This window comes from Stutzerimonas stutzeri (assembly GCF_009789555.1).
Lineage (GTDB): Bacteria > Pseudomonadota > Gammaproteobacteria > Pseudomonadales > Pseudomonadaceae > Stutzerimonas > Stutzerimonas stutzeri_R.
The window spans coordinates 3,392,733-3,410,727 of record NZ_CP046902.1 but is presented as its reverse complement, the minus strand read 5'-3'; the positions used below and the strand labels follow the sequence as shown (position 1 = coordinate 3,410,727).

Below are 17,995 nucleotides of genomic sequence, written 5' to 3'. Positions count from 1 at the left end.
GCCTGTGCGCTCAGGGTATCCCGGCGGTTCCCTGGGCGGGCGGTGGCAGCGGTCCGGTCGCCGCCTTGCGCATCTGCTCGGCCAGGGCGGCAGAGAACAGCTGAGCGGCCGACCAGCGCAGGTGCACCGCATCGACAAATGAGGTCACGGGCGTGCTCCAGTCCTTGTCGGCGTTCCAGTAAGTTCCGCCCGTGGCGCTCAGGCTGTCGAGGATATGCCTGTCGAATTCGGCGAGAAAGGTGCCGTCCGGGTCGTATTTTTCCTTCCATTGCGGGTGCAGCGGCGTGGAGACGACCATCAGTTGCCGGCCTTCCTGCTGCAGCCGTGCGCTCATCGCTCTCAACGCGTCGAAACAATGACGGTCCAGCGGCTCCGGGCGACCATACAGCAGCTGTCGGGTATTGGCCGTCGCAAGCGGGCCGTCGCCGAAGCGGTCGAACACCAGTGGGTCCCATTCGACCCGCCCGGCGCGCTGCGCCTTGACCGTAAGTGCGTTACGCGCCAGCGATCGCGGCGAGAAATAGCGCATGTAGTAGCCCCAGCGGGAGGCATCCTCGTAAACGTATGGGTCCACGTGTTCGCGGTTGAATACCGCCGTGGGGACCCGCCAGCAGCCCGCGAAATCCTGAGGGTCGGCGATCATCACTACGCTGCGGATGGTGGGCTCGCGGTCGAGCAGCCAGTGCCCGGCGTAGGTGGCCTGATTGGCGAACAGGCCGCAGAAGGCGCCGTTCAGCGGGCGAATCTCCGGTAACGCCTGGGTCAGTACGTGGCCATCCACATGGCGCCACGCCACCGAAGAGCCTATCACCAGCAGGTTCGGCGAACGGACCGGGTTATCCCGCATGAAGCTGAGTTTTTCATCGACGCACAGGTTGTTGGAAAACGCTGGCGGCGGCAGATTGCCGGTTCGATCCAGGCCCAGCAGCAACAGGCAGAACAGTGCCAGCGCACCGAACAGACCGGCGAACAGAGACAACAGATACCGCGAACGCACCTGGCCCGGCACGCTGGCCGTGCGTGTTCTTCCACTATCGGCGGCGTTCCCGTCCCTGGGGAATTCTGCGGTATGGGCCATGGCTATTTTCCTTCGAGCTTGGCGCAGATGACCTGGGCGAATTGGCCGACGTTGCGCAGCGACTCCAGTTCCGCCGTTCTGAACTTGATACCGAAGCGTTGCTCCGCCGCGACGGTCAGCATCACATGGGTCTGGCTGTCCCAGCCGTCGATGTCGTTGGCGGTCATTTCCGGGGACAGGACGATGCTGTCATCGTCGAATACGTCGTGGAAAACCGGGGTGAGTGTCTTGAGTACGTCTGCTTCGGTCATGCTTCAACCTCGATGAAGTGGTGGGGATTACGCGCGGCGTGAAGGTCATAGCGCCAGAAGGTCGCCTGCGTGACGGCAGCCCCTGACGTTGGATGCTGAGCGAAGCCCAGCCGTGGATAGTGTTCGGCGACCATGCCGTTGCGTTCGGTCGGCCGATACTCGCCGATCAGGGCGTTGTAGCCCGCCGCAACTGCCGCGCTGGCAAGCACCTCCAGTACGGCGTGCTCGACCTGGCGTCCAAGCACGCGACAGCTCATCAGCCAACTGTCGATCAGCAGCTCATCGACGGCCAGGGCTTCGTCGGGGCGCGCCAGTACCACGCTGATCAGGCCGTTATCACCGAACTTGTCGGCCAGGCGGATCGCCAGGGCAACCGAGCGCGGGTCGCGGGCGATGCGTTCGACTTCCGCCTCGCTGTAGCGGCGGGTGGTGAGATTGAACTGATTTGTCTTGTTGATCAGCTGGGTACTGCGGGCCAGTTCGGCGGCGCCGATGGGGGTGGCGGTCAGTACCATCTGCAGTCCACGCAGGTAGCCGTCCATGTCGGTGGCCTGGCTCATGGCCGCCTTGCGCGCGGCATTGAGGATGTAGTTCTGGCTGCGGGTCGTGTCGTCGGAGGTGAACGAAACCGCCTCGAAGTAACCGGCCGCCGCCACCCGCGCGGGGTAATCGGCGACGTCTTCCGGGAGTTCGGGGACCGCGACGTCCGGAAGCTCGCGACGTACGATGTCCCGCTCGGCCGGGTTGTCGTCGACGAAGACCAGGCTGTCCAGGCCGATATCCAGCATGGCGGCGATGCGCCGCAGATTGCCGGCCTTGTCGTCCCAGTTGGCGACGAACGCGGCGATGTCACTGCGCTTGAGCGCCATTTCAGGATGGTCGAATGCCGCCTCGGCGACGCTCAGCTCGTTCTTGCTGCACACCGCGAGGATGATCCCGCGGCGTGCCAGCAGTGCGGCATAGCGCTGAAAGGCAAGGAAGGCCTCGCCGCTGGGCGAGCCGTGACCGAGCTGAATGCCGTCGACGCCGTCGTCACCGACCACGCCGCCCCACAGGGTGTTGTCCAGATCCAGCACCAGGCACTTGCGCGCCAGGCCGACACTCGCCGCGGCAACCCGGGCCAGTTGATCGCCGTACAGCGGTGCCAGGTTGGGGCTGACGAGTTGCTTGGCCTGATGCCAGCGCACCGGTTCGCCGAGGCCATCGCCGTAACTGCCACGCGCCGCCTCCCACGCCAGATCCATCAGTAGCACGCCATCTTCGCGCGCAGCGGAGCGGATGGCGGCGTTCAACCGGTCCACCAGCGCATAGGGCGAGGCCGGAACCAGCCCCTCGAAGGCGCCGAAGATCGGCGGGTCCACCGGGACCAGTGTCTGCTGCACGACGTGCGCGGCGAAGCGCTCGCGTGCGCGGCGCCAGAGCAGGCGCAGTTCGCCGATTCGTTCCGCGATGGCGGCATCGACATCGGCCAGCGTCGCGTCGAGTGGCAGCTGCAAGGGGGCATCGCGCGCGTCGAGCGCCAGTACCACCACCTGCGGCGCGAAGGCGCTGAGCGCGGCATCGTCCATCAACAGCGCCTGGCGATACATGCCGTAGGGCGCCACCTGGATCGAAAGCGCCAGGCGGCGCTGCAAGCCCGCGACCCTGATCGCCGGAACCAGATGCTCTACCGTATGCGAAGAAAGCAGGGCGACGCGCAACGGCCTCAAGCCCAGGGCAGTCGCGTCGCTGTCTGCCACGCAGCGCAGGGCTTCGTTCGCCAGTCGGTCCAGGCGGATTGTCTGAGTGAAATCGCGGCGGTAGCCCGCGAGTCGTGCGGCCTTTGCGAGGCGCGCAAGTGGGTCCGGATCACGCTTCGCTTCGCCGATGGCGGCGCCGAGGTCGGGGTGCGGGGGTAGCCAGAGCAACTGATCCATTCGCGGTCGACTCCTTGTCAGAACTGGAAGTAGAGAAACTCGGTAGGGGCCACGGAGAACGCCACGGCCAGCGCGAAGAAGCCGAGCACACCAATGGCCACGCCGATCACCGGGGTCGGGCTCCACATGGCGATCGGAAACCAGCGCAGCAGCCAGTTTTCCCGCGGCTGCGCATCCAGCGCCGTGCGGAAGTGCGCCATCCATTGCTGCACGTTAGGCATCAACCAGACGAAGGCCAGCAGCATCGCCACGGCGAAGAAATCGGATTTGTCGAACTTGGTGGTCTGCTCGCTCAGCCCGGCCATCCCGGCGAGCATGGCCATCGCCGCGGACACGCTGTCGGCGCGAAAGAACACCATGGCAACGACGACGCAGAGAAACGTCAGCAGCACGGCCCCGGCGCGATGCATGAATCGGTCGCTGTCCAGCGGCAGTCCCTGGCGTGCCTTGAAGGCACGAAAGCCGTGCGCGACCACCAGATAGAAGCCATGCAGCAGGCCGAACACCACGAACTGCCAACCGGCGCCGTGCCAGACGCCGGAGATGAACATTGTCAGCACGGTCGGATAGGCGACCAGTACCAGGAAGGTGCCGAGACTCATCTTGCCCCGCCGCGGCAGCGGCTTGCCGGTGGCCATGCGCGAGCGGGTAATCCGCATGACGATGGGGTTGTAGAGATAGGCGGTGAGAAACCGCGTCAGCGTCATATGCCAGCGTGACCAGTAGTCGATCACGTTGTGCGCCTTGAACGGGCTGTTGAAATTGACCGGCAGCCGCAGGCCAAACAGCAGGCCAAGGCCGATAGCCATGTCGCTGTAGCCGGAGAAGTCGAAGTAGATCTGCAGCGTGTAGGTGAGGGCCCCGAACCAGGCATCGTACAGCGCCGGCACACTGCCGTCGGCAGCGACCGCGAAGATCGGCGATGCTTGCGCACCCAGGGGATCGGCGATGATCACCTTCTTGAACAGGCCGAGCAGGAACACCGTGAGCCCCAGCGAAATATTGTCAATCCGGGGCCGGAACGTGCTGTCGTCCTTGAACTGCCTGAGCATTTCACCGTGATGGGTGATGGGACCGGCGATCAGTTGTGCGAAAAAGCTGATGAACAGGCAGTAATTGACGAAGTCATGCTCGGTGACCTCGCCATCATGAGCGTCGACCAGATAGGCAATCTGCTGGAATGTGAAAAACGAAATCGCCAGCGGCAGCACGATGTCGCCCACCGACCAGCCCAGGCCGAAGGCGCTGTCGATCGTGCCGAACAGAAATCCCGTGTATTTGTAATAACCCAACAGGGCGACATTGGCGGCAACGCCGAACACCAGCATCAGCCGCGACGGCCGGCGCATCAGAAACCCGCCGACCAGATAGTTGAAGACCATGCTGCCTACCAGCAGCGGCACGTAGGCAGGGTTCCACCAGCCGTAGAACACCAGCGACGCGAGCGTCAGCCAGATGGCGGCGTAGCGTTGCCTGCCCGTGCCGGCGAGGAGGATGAAACCCAGTAGAACGACCGGAAGAAATCCGGCGATGAACACCACGGAGTTGAAGAGCATCGTCCTTTTCCCTGTCCCTGAGTCTCCGGTGCCGCCCTGTCTCGGGGCGACGTCTGCACAGTGAGCCCCGATGCGTCGGCGATTGCCGTCGACGCGGTACGCTGCAGGCTCACATCCCATTGCCCATCTTCAACGGTGTCGCTTGGCTAACAGGCTCGTCCTGGCGCGGACGTTGTGCCTGATCTGTCATATGCGACTGGAGAATGTAAGAAAAAGTTTCGCCGTTCATCTGGTCCCGATAATCGGGCGGACGGATGGGTTTGTCGGCGAAAATAAGCGAAACGGCGATTTCAGACGGGCGGGTTCTGGGCGTGACGAGGCGGACTGCTGGCGACAGGGATGTCGATTTTGCACGAGGCCGCGGCGTCAACGCTGATGGCGGCGCGGCGATCCAGACGCGGTATCGGCGCTGCCGCACCTTCGGTCGGATGGCCATTCGTCGAGGCGTTTACACGGCCCACTCACGCACGGCGGCCGGGGCGCCAGGGGGAATGCGGAGCAGGGCCGGCACCGAGTGGTACCGGCCCTTGTTTCAGCCGAGAAAGTACAGGCAGCCGGAAATCACCAGACCGGAATACACCAGCATCAGCAGGCAGTAGCCCATGATGTCGCGCGCGCCAAGGCCAACGATGCCGAGGATCGGCAGCGCCCAGAACGGCTGGATCATGTTGGTCCAGGCATCGCCCCAGGCGATGGCCATGGCCGTGACCGCCGGCGCCACGCCGAGCGCCTGGCCGGCCGGCAGCATGATCGGCCCTTGTACGGCCCACTGACCGCCGCCGGACGGCACGAAGACGTTGACCAGGCCGGCGCTGAGGAAGGCCAGTACCGGGAAGGTATCGGCGGACGACCAGGCGACGAAGGTGTCAGTGATCTGCTTGCCCAGCGACAGCCCGTCGGCATTGGCGCCGACCATCATGCCCATGATCCCGGCGTAGAAAGGGAACTGGATGACGATCCCACTGATGCCGCCGATGCCGTCCTGCACGGCACGCATGTAGCGCTCCGGCGAGCCGTGCAGCGCCAGCCCGATGAACAGGAACAGGCCGATGACGATGTTCAACGTCAGCGCGAAGCCGTTCTCGGCAAAGTAATAGCCGAAGTACACGGCGCCCAGCGCAACGATGATCAGGTTCAGGATGCGGCTGTCGTCCAGTCGCTGGGCCAGGGTGCCGCGAGGCAGGGGCTCATGTTCGGGATCGAGCAGCAGTGCCGGGTCGGCGACCTTCGGTTGGGTCGGGTGCATGGCCCAGTTGAGCAGGGGCAGGCCGATGACGAGCAGGGCGATGATGGTCAGGTTCAGGGTCGTGAACAGGGTGTCGCCAACCCCGATCGCGGCGGTTACCACGCCACCGCTCATACGTTCCAGGTCCGCGCCGCCGGTTGCCAGCGACAGTGGAATCGAGCCGGACAACCCGCCATGCCAGATAAGGAAGCCCGAGTACGCGGCCGCTACCAGCAACGGGTAGTCGACCCCCTTGACCTCGCGTGCCAGGGCGCGGGCGAACACCGCACCGATGACCAGGCCAAAGCCCCAGTTGATCCAGGAGCCGGCGAGCGCAACCAAGGTAACCAGGACCACGGCGCGGCCGGGCGTCCTGGCGGCGCGTGCCAGGCGGGCGAGCAGCCGATGGATCAGGGGCGCACTGGCCAGGGCATGTCCGGTGACCAGAATCAGCGCCATTTGCATGGCAAAGGTCAGCAGGTTCCAGAAGCCGCTGCCCCAATGCCGGGCCATGGCAGGCAGGCCCTGGCCCGTTACCAGCATGCTGGCGGCGAGCACGATGAGGCTCAGCAGAATGGCGAATACGAAAGGCGAGGGCAGGTAGCGCTGAACCAGTTTCACGCTCATTGCGGTGATGGAGTGGAGCATCGTTGAGTCCTGTGTTGTTTTTCTTTTTGGTATCGCCGGCCGCACCGACACTGCTGCGGCCTGACGAGTGTTGCTGTAAATGATGTCGCTTCGACTGTCGCTGCTGGACGGCGGCATGGCGCGCAGCGAGGGATCGCTGGCCCGCTTGAGCCGCGTCCGGTGGTCTGTCAGTCGCGTTCCAATGCCAACGCGACGCCCTGGCCGCCGCCGATGCACAGCGTGGCGAGCCCCTTGTTCGCGCCGCGACGAATCATTTCGTGCAACAGCGTGACCAGGATCCGGCAGCCTGAGGCCCCGATGGGATGGCCCAGAGCAATCGCGCCGCCATTGACGTTGACCTTGTTGGCGTCCCAGCCCAGCTCCTGGCCGACCGACAGCGCCTGAGCGGCAAAGGCTTCATTGGCCTCGATCAGATCGACCTGGTCCAGCGTCCAGCCGGCCTTGTCCAGGCAGCGTCGGGTTGCCGCGACCGGCGCGATGCCCATGATGGCCGGGTCCACGCCGGCATTGGCGTAGGCCTTGATCCGGGCGAGCACGGGCAGACCGAGCGCCTTGGCCTTGTCGGCACTCATCAGCAGTACCGCAGCGGCGCCGTCGTTGAGGCTGGAGGCATTGCCGGCGGTAACCGAACCGTCCTGCTTGAACGCGGGTTTGAGGCGGGCCAGCGATTCGGCGGTGGTGCCGGCACGCGGTTGCTCGTCGGTGTCGAAACGCAGTGGCTCGCCTTTGCGCTGTGGAATCTCGATGGGCGTGATCTCGTCCTCGAAACGGCCGGCCTCGATGGCGGCTACCGCTTTCTGTTGTGACGCGGCGGCGAAGGCGTCCTGCGCTTCGCGGTCGATGCCGTATTTTTCCGCCAGATTCTCGGCGGTGATGCCCATGTGGAAATCATTGAAGGCATCCCACAGCCCATCGCTGATCATCGAGTCGACCAGTTCGGCATGCCCCATGCGCAGGCCGGTGCGGGCCTTGGGCAACACGTAGGGCGCCAGGCTCATGTTTTCCTGGCCGCCTGCGATGATCACCTGGGCGTCGCCGCAACGGATCGCCTGCGTGGCCAGATGCAGCGCCTTGAGGCCGGACCCGCACACCTTGTTCAGCGTGAAGGACGGCACCGCGTGAGGCAGGCCGGCCTTGACCGAGGCCTGGCGCGCGGGGTTCTGACCGGCCCCGGCGGTCAATACCTGGCCGAGGATCACTTCGTCGACTTCGGAGGGTGCAAGTCCGGTCTGCTCGAGCAGACGCTTGATCACCGCTGCGCCCAGATCGGGCGCGGGAATCGGGGCCAGAGCACCCTGGAAGGTGCCGATGGCGGTTCGGGTGGCCGCTACGATAACGACGTCTTGCATGGCGAATCTCCTGGATTCAAAACGGGAAAAGCCTCGGGTGCGCAGGCGCATCACGAGGCCTCGACACGACCGTGGTCAGGCGAATTGCATTTCCGGTACATGATCAGGGACCACCAGTTGGCCGGCGGTCTTGGCGATGATTTCCTCGACGCTCACGCCTGGGGCGCGTTCCTTCAGGACGAAGGCGCCATCATCGATCTCCAGGTAGGCCAGATCGGTCAACACACGCTTGATGCAGCCAGCACCGGTCAGCGGCAGGGTGCATTTGGGCAGCAGCTTGGACTCGCCGTCTTTCGAGGCGTGCGTCATCAGCACGATGATGTTCTCGGCGCCGGCGACCAGGTCCATCGCGCCGCCCATGCCTTTGACCAGCTTGCCGGGAATCATCCAGGAGGCGATGTTGCCGTGCACGTCGACCTCGAAGGCACCGAGCACGGTCAGGTCGATGTGACCGCCGCGGATCATCGCGAAGGATTCGGCGGAGTTGAAGATGGAAGCGCCAACGCGGGCGGTGACCGTCTGCTTGCCGGCATTGATCATGTCGGCGTCCAGTTCCTGTTCGGTGGGAAAGGGGCCCATGCCGAGCAGGCCGTTTTCCGACTGCAGCATGACCTCCATGCCTTGCGGCACGTAGTTGGCGACAAGGGTCGGAATGCCGATGCCAAGGTTCACGTAGTAGCCGTCCTGCAGTTCGCGGGCGACGCGCTGGGCCATTTGTTCGCGGGATAGTGCCATGGGTCTTTGCCTTTTGTTTTTGGATTCAGCTGCGGACGGTGCGCTTCTCGATGCGCTTTTCGAAGGTGCCGCAGATGATGCGGTCGACATAAATGCCAGGCGTGTGGATCTGGGTGGGATCGATCTCGCCGGGCTCGACGATTTCCTCGACCTCGACCACGGTGATCTTTCCGGCGGCTGCGGCCAGCGGATTGAAATTCTGCGCGGTGTGCCGGTAGATGACATTGCCGTAGCGGTCGGCCTTCCAGCCCTTGACGATGGCGAAGTCGCCGGTGATGGCGTGTTCGAGGATGTGCGGACGGCCGTTGAACTCGCGCACGTCCTTGCCTTCGGCAATGGGGGTGCCGTAACCGGTGGCCGTGTAGAAGGCCGGGATGCCGGCGCCGCCCGCCCGCATCTTCTCGGCCAGCGTGCCCTGGGGCGTCAGCTCGACTTCCAGTTCACCATCGAGCAACTGCTTCTCGAACAGGGCGTTCTCGCCAACGTACGAGGCGATCATCTTGCGAATCTGCCGGTCTTCGAGCAGCACGCCCAGGCCGAAACCGTCGACGCCGCAGTTGTTCGAGACGACGGTCAGCTCGCGGGTGCCCTTGCGTTTGATCTCGGCGATCAGATTCTCGGGGATGCCACACAGCCCGAAGCCGCCAGCCAGCACAGTCATGCCGTCCTGGAGCCCTTCGAGGGCTTCGGCGTAGGTGCTGACGCGCTTGTCGAAACCAGCCATAAACCATTCCTTCTTGTTGTTGGAGATTGATGAATCGTGCGGTCGAGTGTTCCTGTAGATTAGTGATTTGTTAAGTTGATTTTTGAGCGATATTGATTGGTTAAACAAATTAATAACTGCCGCTGGGAACGGCGGCGCCTACCGGGATATCTCGATGACCGTCAAACAACTTCGCGCGTTCCTGGCGGTGGCCCATACCTTGAGCTTTGCTCAGGCGTGCGAGCGTCTGCACCTTTCGCAATCGGCCTTGAGCCTGACCATCAAGGCGCTGGAAGACGGGCTGGGTGGTCGCCTGTTCAGCCGCACGACACGTGCCGTCAGCCTCACGCCTGAAGGCGAGGCGCTGCTGCCGCTGGCGCGGCGGCTGCTGGCCGATTGGGATAATGCCGAGGATGAGCTGCGCCAGCGCTTCACCTTGAAACAGGGCAGGGTGGCACTCGCCTCGATGCCGTCGTTCGCCGGTAACCTGCTGCCAGCGGTGCTGCGCACCTTCAGCGATCGGTACCCGTCGATCAGCGTCACGGTGCATGACGTGATCAATGAGCAAGTGATGGAGATGGTCCGCGACCGCCAGGTGGAGCTGGGCATTGCGTTCGAGCCCGAACCGACCACGCCGTTGACCTTCACGCCGCTGTACACCGACCGTTTCGTCGCCGTGGTGCCGGCGGACTCGTTACTGGCGAGCCAGACGGAAATCGCCTGGGACGCCTTGCTCGCCTACCCCTTCATCACGCTGCAACGACCGTCGACGGTGCGCTTCATGCTCGAAGATCATTTGCGCCAGCGTGGCCGCCAGTTACCCGTACAGTTCGAAAGCCACCAACTGGCCACGGTCGGGCGCATGGTCGCCAGCGGCCTGGGTGTCAGTGCGGTGCCGGCGCTATGTCGCGCGCAGATGCTGGAGCTGGGGGCGCGCTGCGTGGCGTTGGGCGATCCGGTGATCGAAAAGCCGATTGGCATTCTCACCAAGCCCGGCCACGAACTCTCGGTGGCGGCCCAGGCCATCGCGGACACCCTGCGCGCCGAACAACGCTACCCGGCCGCTGGAACCGAGCAGCCCTGAGCCGGCAGCTCCGCTCCACGGGTCGGCTGACGGAGAAAGCGTGCGGTTACCGGACGGCACGGATGTAGGCCCTGGTTCGATCTCCTATGCTTGGCGGTAGCCCTGAATGCTGCGCACAAGCGAAGATCGGCGCCATTGCGGTCTTGCACACGAAAGGTCTGGCGCTGCTCGGGGGCATCAGCCCAACTATAAGAAAGAACAAGAGTGCCTTGTGATGGATAGTCTGCTGAACGCGAAAAGCAGGATTTTCGAACGTGCCGACCCCCATGCAGTGTCCGAGTACGTCAATCAGCACGTCGGCGTGCATTGCATCCAGTTGCCACGCACTGGCAATCCGCAGGCCAGCCTGAGCCATTGCACCTTCGGCAAGCTCGACCTGTGCAAGTTGAGCTACGGAGGCAGCGTGCATGTCACCTCGCCGGCACTCGAAACGATCTATCACCTGCAACTGCTGCAACGCGGTCATTGCCTCTGGCGCGGCCGCGGCCAGGAGCACTATTTCACGCCCGGCGAGCTGCTGCTGATCAACCCGGACGATCCCGTGGACCTGACTTACTCCGACGACTGCGAAAAGCTCATCGTCAAGCTGCCGGCCTCGTTTCTGGAAAAGGCCTGCGCCGACAATCACTGGCGAGCGCCAGGTGAAGGCATCCGGTTTACCGCCAGCCGCTACGACCTGAAGCAACTCGAAGGGATCGAAAGCCTGCTCGGACTGATCTGCCAGGAAGCGGAGGCCGAGCATTGCGTCCCGCAATTGCAGGAACAGTACAGTCGCCTCATCGCATCGAAGCTGTTGTGCACCCTGGCCAACAACATCCATCGCGAGGCGCTGAGCGAAAGCTGCCCCTCGTTCGGGCGGATCACCGACTATATCGACGAGCATCTGAAGAAGGACATCTCGGTCGAACAGCTGGCGCAAGTGGCGAACATGAGTGCGCGTTCGCTGTACATGCTGTTCGAGCGCAAGCTCGGCACGACGCCCAAGTCCTACATTCGCCGGCGCAAGCTGGAGCAGATTCACGGATGTCTGAGCGATCCCTCGTCCAAGGTCCGCAACGTCACGGAGATCGCCATGGACTATGGCTTCCTGCATCTGGGACGTTTTTCGGAGACCTACAGGAGCACCTTCGGCGAGCTGCCGTCCGATACCCTGCGCAAGCATCATTGAGGCCAGCGCACTCGGGTGCGGCTATGGGCCATTCATCTCACCGGCCCGGCCCGGTCGCGGCGGGTCGCCGGTGCCGGGCTGCCCAAGTGCCGACGCTGTGACCGCCCGGCTTCGGGCACCATCGAAACGGCAGCGAGTACGGCATGGTGCCCGCTTCTGCGAGGCAGGCCGGTTCGTAAGCCTCCTGGCACGAGGCACAGCGCGGTGCGAATCGAACGAAGCGCTGCGCCCGATTCCATGCTTTGCGGGTGACGTAACGGACTTTATGGCTTTTCATTTGGCCATCGCACTGGTCTAATCCCGACTAATTCACTCGGCTGTAGGTGTGTTCATGCGAGACGCTGCATCGTCCGATGCGCCAATGGAGGTGCGAGATCGGTACCGTCTGTTGATTGACGCCGTGGCCGATTACGCCATCTACATGCTGAACGCCGATGGCACGATTGCGAGCTGGAACCCGGGGGCGAGGCGTTTCAAAGGTTATGAAGAGGCGGAAATCCTCGGGCAGCATTTTTCCCGCTTCTATACCGACAACGACCGTGCGGCGGGACTGCCACAGCGCACCCTGGACACCGCAGCGTCCGAGGGGCGTTTCGAGGGGGAAGGCTGGCGTGTGCGCAAGGACGGTACGCGCTTCTGGTGCCATGTGGTGGTCGATCCGATCTGGTCGCCCACCGGCAGCCTGCTCGGCTTCGCCAAGATCACCCGCGACCTGACCGAGCGCAAGCTGGCCGAGGAGTCGCTGAAACAGAGCGAGCAGCAGTTCCGCTTGCTGGTCCAGGGCGTCACCGACTACGCCATCTACATGCTTGACCCGACTGGCATCGTGACCAACTGGAACGTGGGCGCGCAACGTATCAAGGGCTACCTGCCGGACGAAATCATCGGCCGGCACTATTCGCTGTTCTTCACCGAAGAAGACCGGCAGGACGGCGCCCCGCTGCGGGGGCTCCAGATCGCCTTGCGCGAGGGGCGTTTCGAGAGCCAGGGTTGGCGCGTACGCAAGGATGGCTCACGTTTCTGGGCCAACGTCGTGGTCGACCCGATCCACAGCGACACCGGCACCCTGATAGGGTTTGCCAAGGTGACCCGCGACATCACTGAAAGCGTCGAGGCGCAGCGTGAGCTGGAAAAGGCGCGAGAAGCGTTGTTCCAGTCGCAGAAGATGGAGGCCCTCGGCCGCCTGACAGGCGGCATCGCGCACGACTTCAACAATCTCCTCATGGCGGTGCTGGGCGGGCTGGAAATCATTTCCCGCCGGGTCCCGGACGATCCGGCCATCGTGCGGTTGCTGGACAACGCCATCCACGGCGCCCAGCGTGGTGTCTCGCTGTCGCAGCGGATGCTGGCGTTCGCGCGGCGCCAGGAGCTTCATCTCGAACTGGTTGACATCCCCGCCCTGGTGCATGGAATGGCCGATCTGCTTCGGCAATCGCTCGGCCCTGGAATCCAGATCGTGACCCGGTTTCCCCTCTCGCTCAAGCCGGTGCTGGCGGACGCCAACCAGATCGAAATGGCGCTTCTCAACCTGGCGGTGAACGCCCGCGATGCGATGCCCGAGGGTGGCATCGTGACCCTGTCTGCGCGTGAACATGTGCTTGAGTCGCAGGAGGGCTCGCTGGCACCCGGCGATTATCTGCGCCTGGCGCTGACCGATGAAGGCGAAGGCATGGACGCGGCGACACTGGAGCAGGCGATGGAGCCTTTCTTCACCACCAAGGGCGTCGGCAAGGGAACGGGGCTGGGGCTGTCGATGGTCCATGGCCTGGCCGCGCAATCGGGGGCAGGCTGACACTCCAGAGCGAGAAAGGACGCGGTACCACTGCTGAGCTGTGGTTGCCGCTGGCGAAAGATACCGACCTGCCAGCCAAGGACGAACATTCGCGGGTGTTTCAATCGCAAGCTTCGATGACGCTCAGTGTGCTGGCCGTGGATGACGATCCGCTGGTACTGATGACCACCGGCGCCATGCTCGAGGAACTTGGCTGTCAGGTGTTCGAGGCGGATTCCGCGAGCCAGGCGCTCGAGATCCTGGCGCAGAACCCGGTCGACCTGGTGCTGACCGACCAGGCGATGCCCCACATGACCGGCTCACAGCTGGCCGAGGTCATTGCGCGCCAGTATCCGACCCTGCCGGTCATCCTCGTGACGGGGTATGCCGACAAGCTGAGCGGGCCCGCATTCAAGCTGCCCCGGCTTGCCAAGCCATTCGGTCAGGATGCGCTGGCGCAAAGCATCGCGGCGATAATGCGCCAACCCTGACGGCGACTCTGCCGCGCGGACGCGCCAGGCGTTCCTGCTTCTTCCTTTGCCCATCGCGCGTCGTTGGCGCTTCGCGCGCCAGCCCCCTTGTTTTTGCAGAAAACGGATAAAGGTCCTGCAGGAAACGGATATTGATGCCGCGTCCCGCGCCGTAGCCTTCATCACGTAGACACAAAAACAATGGAGGCCCCGGCCATGTCCCTGGGATTCGACTACCTTGATTCGCTGCTTGAAGACGATAAAGACAAGGGCATCTTTCGCTGCAAGCGCGAGATGTTCACCGATCCTCGGTTGTTCGATCTGGAGATGAAGCACATCTTCGAGGGTAACTGGCTTTATCTCGCCCACGAAAGCCAGATCCCCGAGAAGAACGACTACTACACGACCTACATGGGTCGCCAGCCGATCTTCATCGCGCGCAACAAGGACGGCGAGCTGAATGCCTTCATCAATGCCTGCAGCCACCGCGGCGCCATGCTTTGTCGTTTCAAGAGTGGCAACAAGGCGACCTATACCTGTCCCTTCCACGGCTGGACGTTCAACAATTCCGGCAAGCTGCTGAAGGTCAAGGACCCCAAGGAAGCCGGCTACCCGGACAGCTTCAACTGCGACGGCTCGCACGACCTGAAGAAAATCGCACGCTTCGAATCCTACCGCGGCTTCCTGTTCGGCAGCCTGCGCGAAGACGTGGCGACGCTGGATGAATTTCTGGGCGAGTCGAAGAAGATCATCGACATGGTCGTCGACCAGTCACCCGAAGGCATCGAAGTGCTGCGCGGCTCGTCGAGCTACGTGTTCGGTGGCAACTGGAAGCTGACGGCCGAAAACGGTGCCGACGGCTATCACGTCACGGCGGTGCACTGGAATTACGCGGCCACCCAGAACCAACGCAAGCTGCGTGAAGCCGGCGAGGAAATCCGCACCATGAGCGCCGGCGGCTGGGGCAAGAAGGGGGGTGGCTTCTACTCCTTCGAAAACGGCCATCTGCTGCTCTGGACGCGTTGGGACAACCCCGAAGACCGTCCGCTGTACGCCCGCCGCGAGGAGATGATCGCCGAGTTCGGCCAGGCGCGTACCGACTGGATGATCGGCAACTCCAGAAACCTGTGCCTGTATCCGAACCTGTACCTCATGGACCAGTTCGGTTCGCAGCTGCGGATCGCGCGGCCGATCTCGGTCGATGAGACCGAAGTCACCATTTACTGCATCGCGCCAAAGGGCGAAAGCGCAGAGGCGCGCGCGATCCGCATCCGCCAGTACGAGGATTTCTTCAACGTCAGTGGCATGGCCACGCCGGACGATCTCGAAGAGTTTCGTGCCTGTCAGGCCGGCTTCCAGGGGCGTGCCATGGAATGGAACGACATGTCCCGTGGCGCCAAGCACTGGATCGACGGTCCCGACGAAGGCGCCAGGGAAATCGGGCTGTATCCGAAGCTCAGCGGCGCGCGCTCGGAAGACGAGGGGCTGTTCGTCATGCAGCACCAGTACTGGCAGCAACAGATGATCCAAGCCGTGAAGGCGGAACAGGATCGGCTGATCCATGTGGAGGGTGCGTAGATGACGCTTTCCTACGATGCCGCGCGGGATTTCCTTTACCGCGAAGCGCGCTACCTCGACGACAAGCAATGGGACAGTTGGCTGGAGCTGTATGCCCCGGACGCCACCTTCTGGATGCCGGCCTGGGATGATCGGGACCAGCTGACCGAGGACCCGCAGAGCGAGATATCGCTGATCTGGTACGGCAACCGTGGTGGCCTGGAAGACCGTGTGTTCCGCATCAAGACCGAGCGTTCCAGCGCGACCATTCCCGATACCCGCACCAGCCACAACATCAGCAATCTGGAGTTGCTCGAGCAGGCCGATGGCCTCTGCAAGCTGCGTTACAACTGGCACACGATGAGCTTTCGCTACAAGACCGTCGACCACTTCTACGGCACCAACTTCTACACCCTCGACGTGCGCGGCGAGAACCCGCTGATCAAGGCCAAGAAGGTCGTGCTGAAAAACGACTACATCCGCCAGATGATCGACGTCTACCACCTCTGAGGGCGCCGCCATGACTTACAAGATCGCGTTGAACTTCGAAGACGGCGTCACCCGTTTCATCGACGCCCATATCGGTGAGACGGTTGCCGATGCGGCTTATCGTCAGGGTATCAATGTGCCGCTGGACTGCCGTGACGGCGCGTGCGGCGCCTGCAAATGCTTCGCCGAAAGCGGTCGCTATGACCTCGGCGAGGAATACATCGAGGATGCGCTGAGCGAGGACGAAGCCGCGCAGGGCTACGTGCTGACCTGTCAGATGCGCGCCGAAAGCGACTGCGTGGTTCGCGTGCCGGCGGCATCGGACCTTTGCAAGACCGAGCAGGCCAGCTACCAGGCCGCAATCAGCCAGGTGCGTCAGTTGTCCGAAAGCACCATTGCCTTGTCGATCAAGGGCGAGTCGTTGAGCCAGCTGGCATTCCTGCCGGGACAGTACGTCAATCTGCAGGTGCCCGGTAGCGACCAGACCCGGGCCTACTCCTTCAGCTCGCTGCAGAAGAACGGCGAAGTCAGCTTCCTGATCCGTAATGTGCCGGGTGGGCTGATGAGCAGTTTCCTGACCCACCTCGCCAAGGCCGGCGACCACCTCAACCTGGCGGGCCCACTGGGCGCGTTTTATCTGCGCGAGATCAAGCGGCCCCTGTTGCTGCTGGCGGGCGGGACCGGCCTCGCGCCCTTCACCGCGATGCTTGAAAAGATCGCCGAGCAGGGCAGCGGGCACCCGTTGCACCTGATCTACGGCGTCACCCACGACCATGATCTGGTGGAAATGGACAGGCTCGAGGCCTTCGCTGCGCGTATTCCCAACTTCAGCTACAGCGCCTGCGTGGCCAGCCCGGACAGCGCCTATCCGCACAAGGGCTACGTCACCCAGCACATCGAGCCCAGGCACCTCAACGACGGCGAAGTGGACATCTACCTTTGCGGCCCACCGCCCATGGTCGAAGCGGTCAGCCAGTTCATTCGTGAACAGGGGTTGGAGCCGACGAACTTCTATTACGAGAAATTCGCCGCCAGCGCCTAGCGCGTCTGGTCCGGCCCCTTGAGCGCGCGCTTCGCCCCGGGTCGGGCCTCCCACAAGAGCGGCGGTGCTGGTGCGGTTGTAGTGGGAGGCGCGCCCTCGCGGCGAATGCGGATCAGAGGCCGGCCCGCGCTTCGCCCCGGCTCAAGCCTCCCACCAGAGCGGCGGGGTTGGTGCGGTTGTAGTGGGAGGCGCGCCCTCGCGGCGAATGCGGATCAGAGGCGGCCCGCGCTTCGCCCCGGGTCGGGCCTTCCACACGAGCGGCGGGGTTGGTGCGGTTCTGGTGGGAGGCGCGCCCTCGCGGCGTATGCGGATCAGAGGCCGGCCCGCGCTTCGCTCCGGGACGGGCCTCCCGCAAGAGCGGGGGGTTGGTGCGGTGCTGGTGGGAGGCGCGCCCTCGCGGCGAATGCGGATCAGAGGCCGGCCCGCGCTTCGCCCCGGGTCGGGCCTCCCACAAGAGCGGCGGGGTTGGTGCGGTTCTGGTGGGAGGCGCGCCCTCGCGGCGAATGCGGATCAGAGGCCGGCCCGGGCTTCGCCCCGGGTCGGGCCTCCCACAAGAGCGGCGGGGTTGGTGCGGTTCTAGTGGGAGGCGCGCCCTCGCGGCGAATGCGGATCAGAGGCGCCCGCGCTTCGCCCCGGGTCGGGCCTCCCACCAGAGCGGCGGGGCTGGTGCGGTTCTGGTGGGAGCGCGCCCTCGCGGCGAATGCGGATCAGAGGCGGCCCGCGCTTCGCCCCGGGTCGGGCCTCCCACAAGAGCGGCGGGGTTGGTGCGGTTCTAGTGGGAGGCGCGCCCTCGCGGCGAATGCGGATCAGAGGCCGGTCCGCGCTTCGCCCCGGGTCGGGCCTCCCACAAGAGCGGCGGGGCTGGTGCGCGGGTCCGGCCTCCCATAAGAGCGGGGAGCCGTGTGTGGCGCTGGGCCGGTCGGGTTTTACCAAACGCCTGAAGAAGCACGCGC

At 64.0% G+C, this 17,995-nt stretch carries 13 protein-coding genes and 1 pseudogene; 6 read left to right on the top strand and 8 right to left on the bottom strand.

What is annotated here, in order from left to right; genetic code table 11:
- Positions 1-10 precede the first annotated feature (10 nt).
- The 8 genes from GQA94_RS15570 to GQA94_RS15535 all read right to left on the bottom strand — a co-directional run bounded on the left by GQA94_RS15570 (position 11) and on the right by GQA94_RS15535 (position 9,482).
- Positions 11-1,078, bottom strand: a complete 1,068-nt coding sequence (locus tag GQA94_RS15570) for a hypothetical protein (protein ID WP_233270171.1) — start codon at positions 1,076-1,078, stop codon at positions 11-13.
- Positions 1,079-1,080: 2 nt separating this feature from the next.
- Complete coding sequence (locus GQA94_RS15565) at positions 1,081-1,329, bottom strand: acyl carrier protein (RefSeq protein WP_158188875.1); 249 nt, start codon at positions 1,327-1,329, stop codon at positions 1,081-1,083.
- Positions 1,326-3,245 carry an HAD-IIIC family phosphatase gene (locus tag GQA94_RS15560; protein WP_158188874.1) on the bottom strand — a complete coding sequence of 640 codons (1,920 nt, stop codon included), beginning with the start codon at positions 3,243-3,245 and terminating at the stop codon, positions 1,326-1,328. The genes GQA94_RS15565 and GQA94_RS15560 overlap by 4 nt, the downstream gene beginning before the upstream one ends.
- A 17-nt stretch (positions 3,246-3,262) precedes the next feature.
- Entirely contained in the window at positions 3,263-4,801 is a 1,539-nt protein-coding gene (locus tag GQA94_RS15555) for an MBOAT family O-acyltransferase (RefSeq protein ID WP_158188873.1), read from the bottom strand.
- A 532-nt stretch (positions 4,802-5,333) separates the two neighbouring features.
- Positions 5,334-6,674, bottom strand: coding sequence for a short-chain fatty acid transporter (locus tag GQA94_RS15550; RefSeq protein ID WP_158188872.1), 1,341 nt, complete (start codon positions 6,672-6,674; stop codon positions 5,334-5,336).
- A gap of 167 nt (positions 6,675-6,841) precedes the next feature.
- Positions 6,842-8,023, bottom strand: coding sequence for an acetyl-CoA C-acetyltransferase (locus GQA94_RS15545; protein ID WP_158188871.1), 1,182 nt, complete (start codon positions 8,021-8,023; stop codon positions 6,842-6,844).
- 75 nt (positions 8,024-8,098) lie between these two features.
- Entirely contained in the window at positions 8,099-8,758 is a 660-nt protein-coding gene (locus GQA94_RS15540) for a CoA transferase subunit B (protein ID WP_158188870.1), read from the bottom strand.
- Between the two features lie 25 nt (positions 8,759-8,783).
- Entirely contained in the window at positions 8,784-9,482 is a 699-nt protein-coding gene (locus GQA94_RS15535; protein ID WP_158188869.1) for a CoA transferase subunit A, read from the bottom strand.
- A 154-nt stretch (positions 9,483-9,636) separates the two neighbouring features.
- On the opposite strand from GQA94_RS15535, the gene GQA94_RS15530 reads away from it, so the two are divergent.
- The 6 genes and pseudogenes from GQA94_RS15530 (at position 9,637) to benC (ending at position 17,042) form a co-directional block, all read left to right on the top strand.
- On the top strand, positions 9,637-10,545 hold the full coding sequence (locus tag GQA94_RS15530; protein WP_158188868.1) for a LysR family transcriptional regulator: 909 nt from the start codon (positions 9,637-9,639) through the stop codon (positions 10,543-10,545).
- A 214-nt stretch (positions 10,546-10,759) separates the two neighbouring features.
- Entirely contained in the window at positions 10,760-11,713 is a 954-nt protein-coding gene (locus GQA94_RS15525) for an AraC family transcriptional regulator (RefSeq protein WP_158188867.1), read from the top strand.
- 331 nt (positions 11,714-12,044) lie between these two features.
- Positions 12,045-13,975 (top strand): annotated as a pseudogene (locus GQA94_RS15520) (PAS domain S-box protein).
- A 195-nt stretch (positions 13,976-14,170) separates the two neighbouring features.
- Positions 14,171-15,532 (top strand): benzoate 1,2-dioxygenase large subunit, encoded by a 1,362-nt coding sequence (gene benA, locus GQA94_RS15515; RefSeq protein WP_158188866.1) that lies wholly within the window; start codon positions 14,171-14,173, stop codon positions 15,530-15,532.
- Positions 15,533-16,021 carry a benzoate 1,2-dioxygenase small subunit gene (gene benB, locus GQA94_RS15510; RefSeq protein WP_158188865.1) on the top strand — a complete coding sequence of 163 codons (489 nt, stop codon included), beginning with the start codon at positions 15,533-15,535 and terminating at the stop codon, positions 16,019-16,021.
- Positions 16,022-16,031: 10 nt separating this feature from the next.
- Complete coding sequence (gene benC, locus GQA94_RS15505; RefSeq protein ID WP_158188864.1) at positions 16,032-17,042, top strand: benzoate 1,2-dioxygenase electron transfer component BenC; 1,011 nt, start codon at positions 16,032-16,034, stop codon at positions 17,040-17,042.
- The last annotated feature ends 953 nt before the right edge of the window (positions 17,043-17,995 follow it).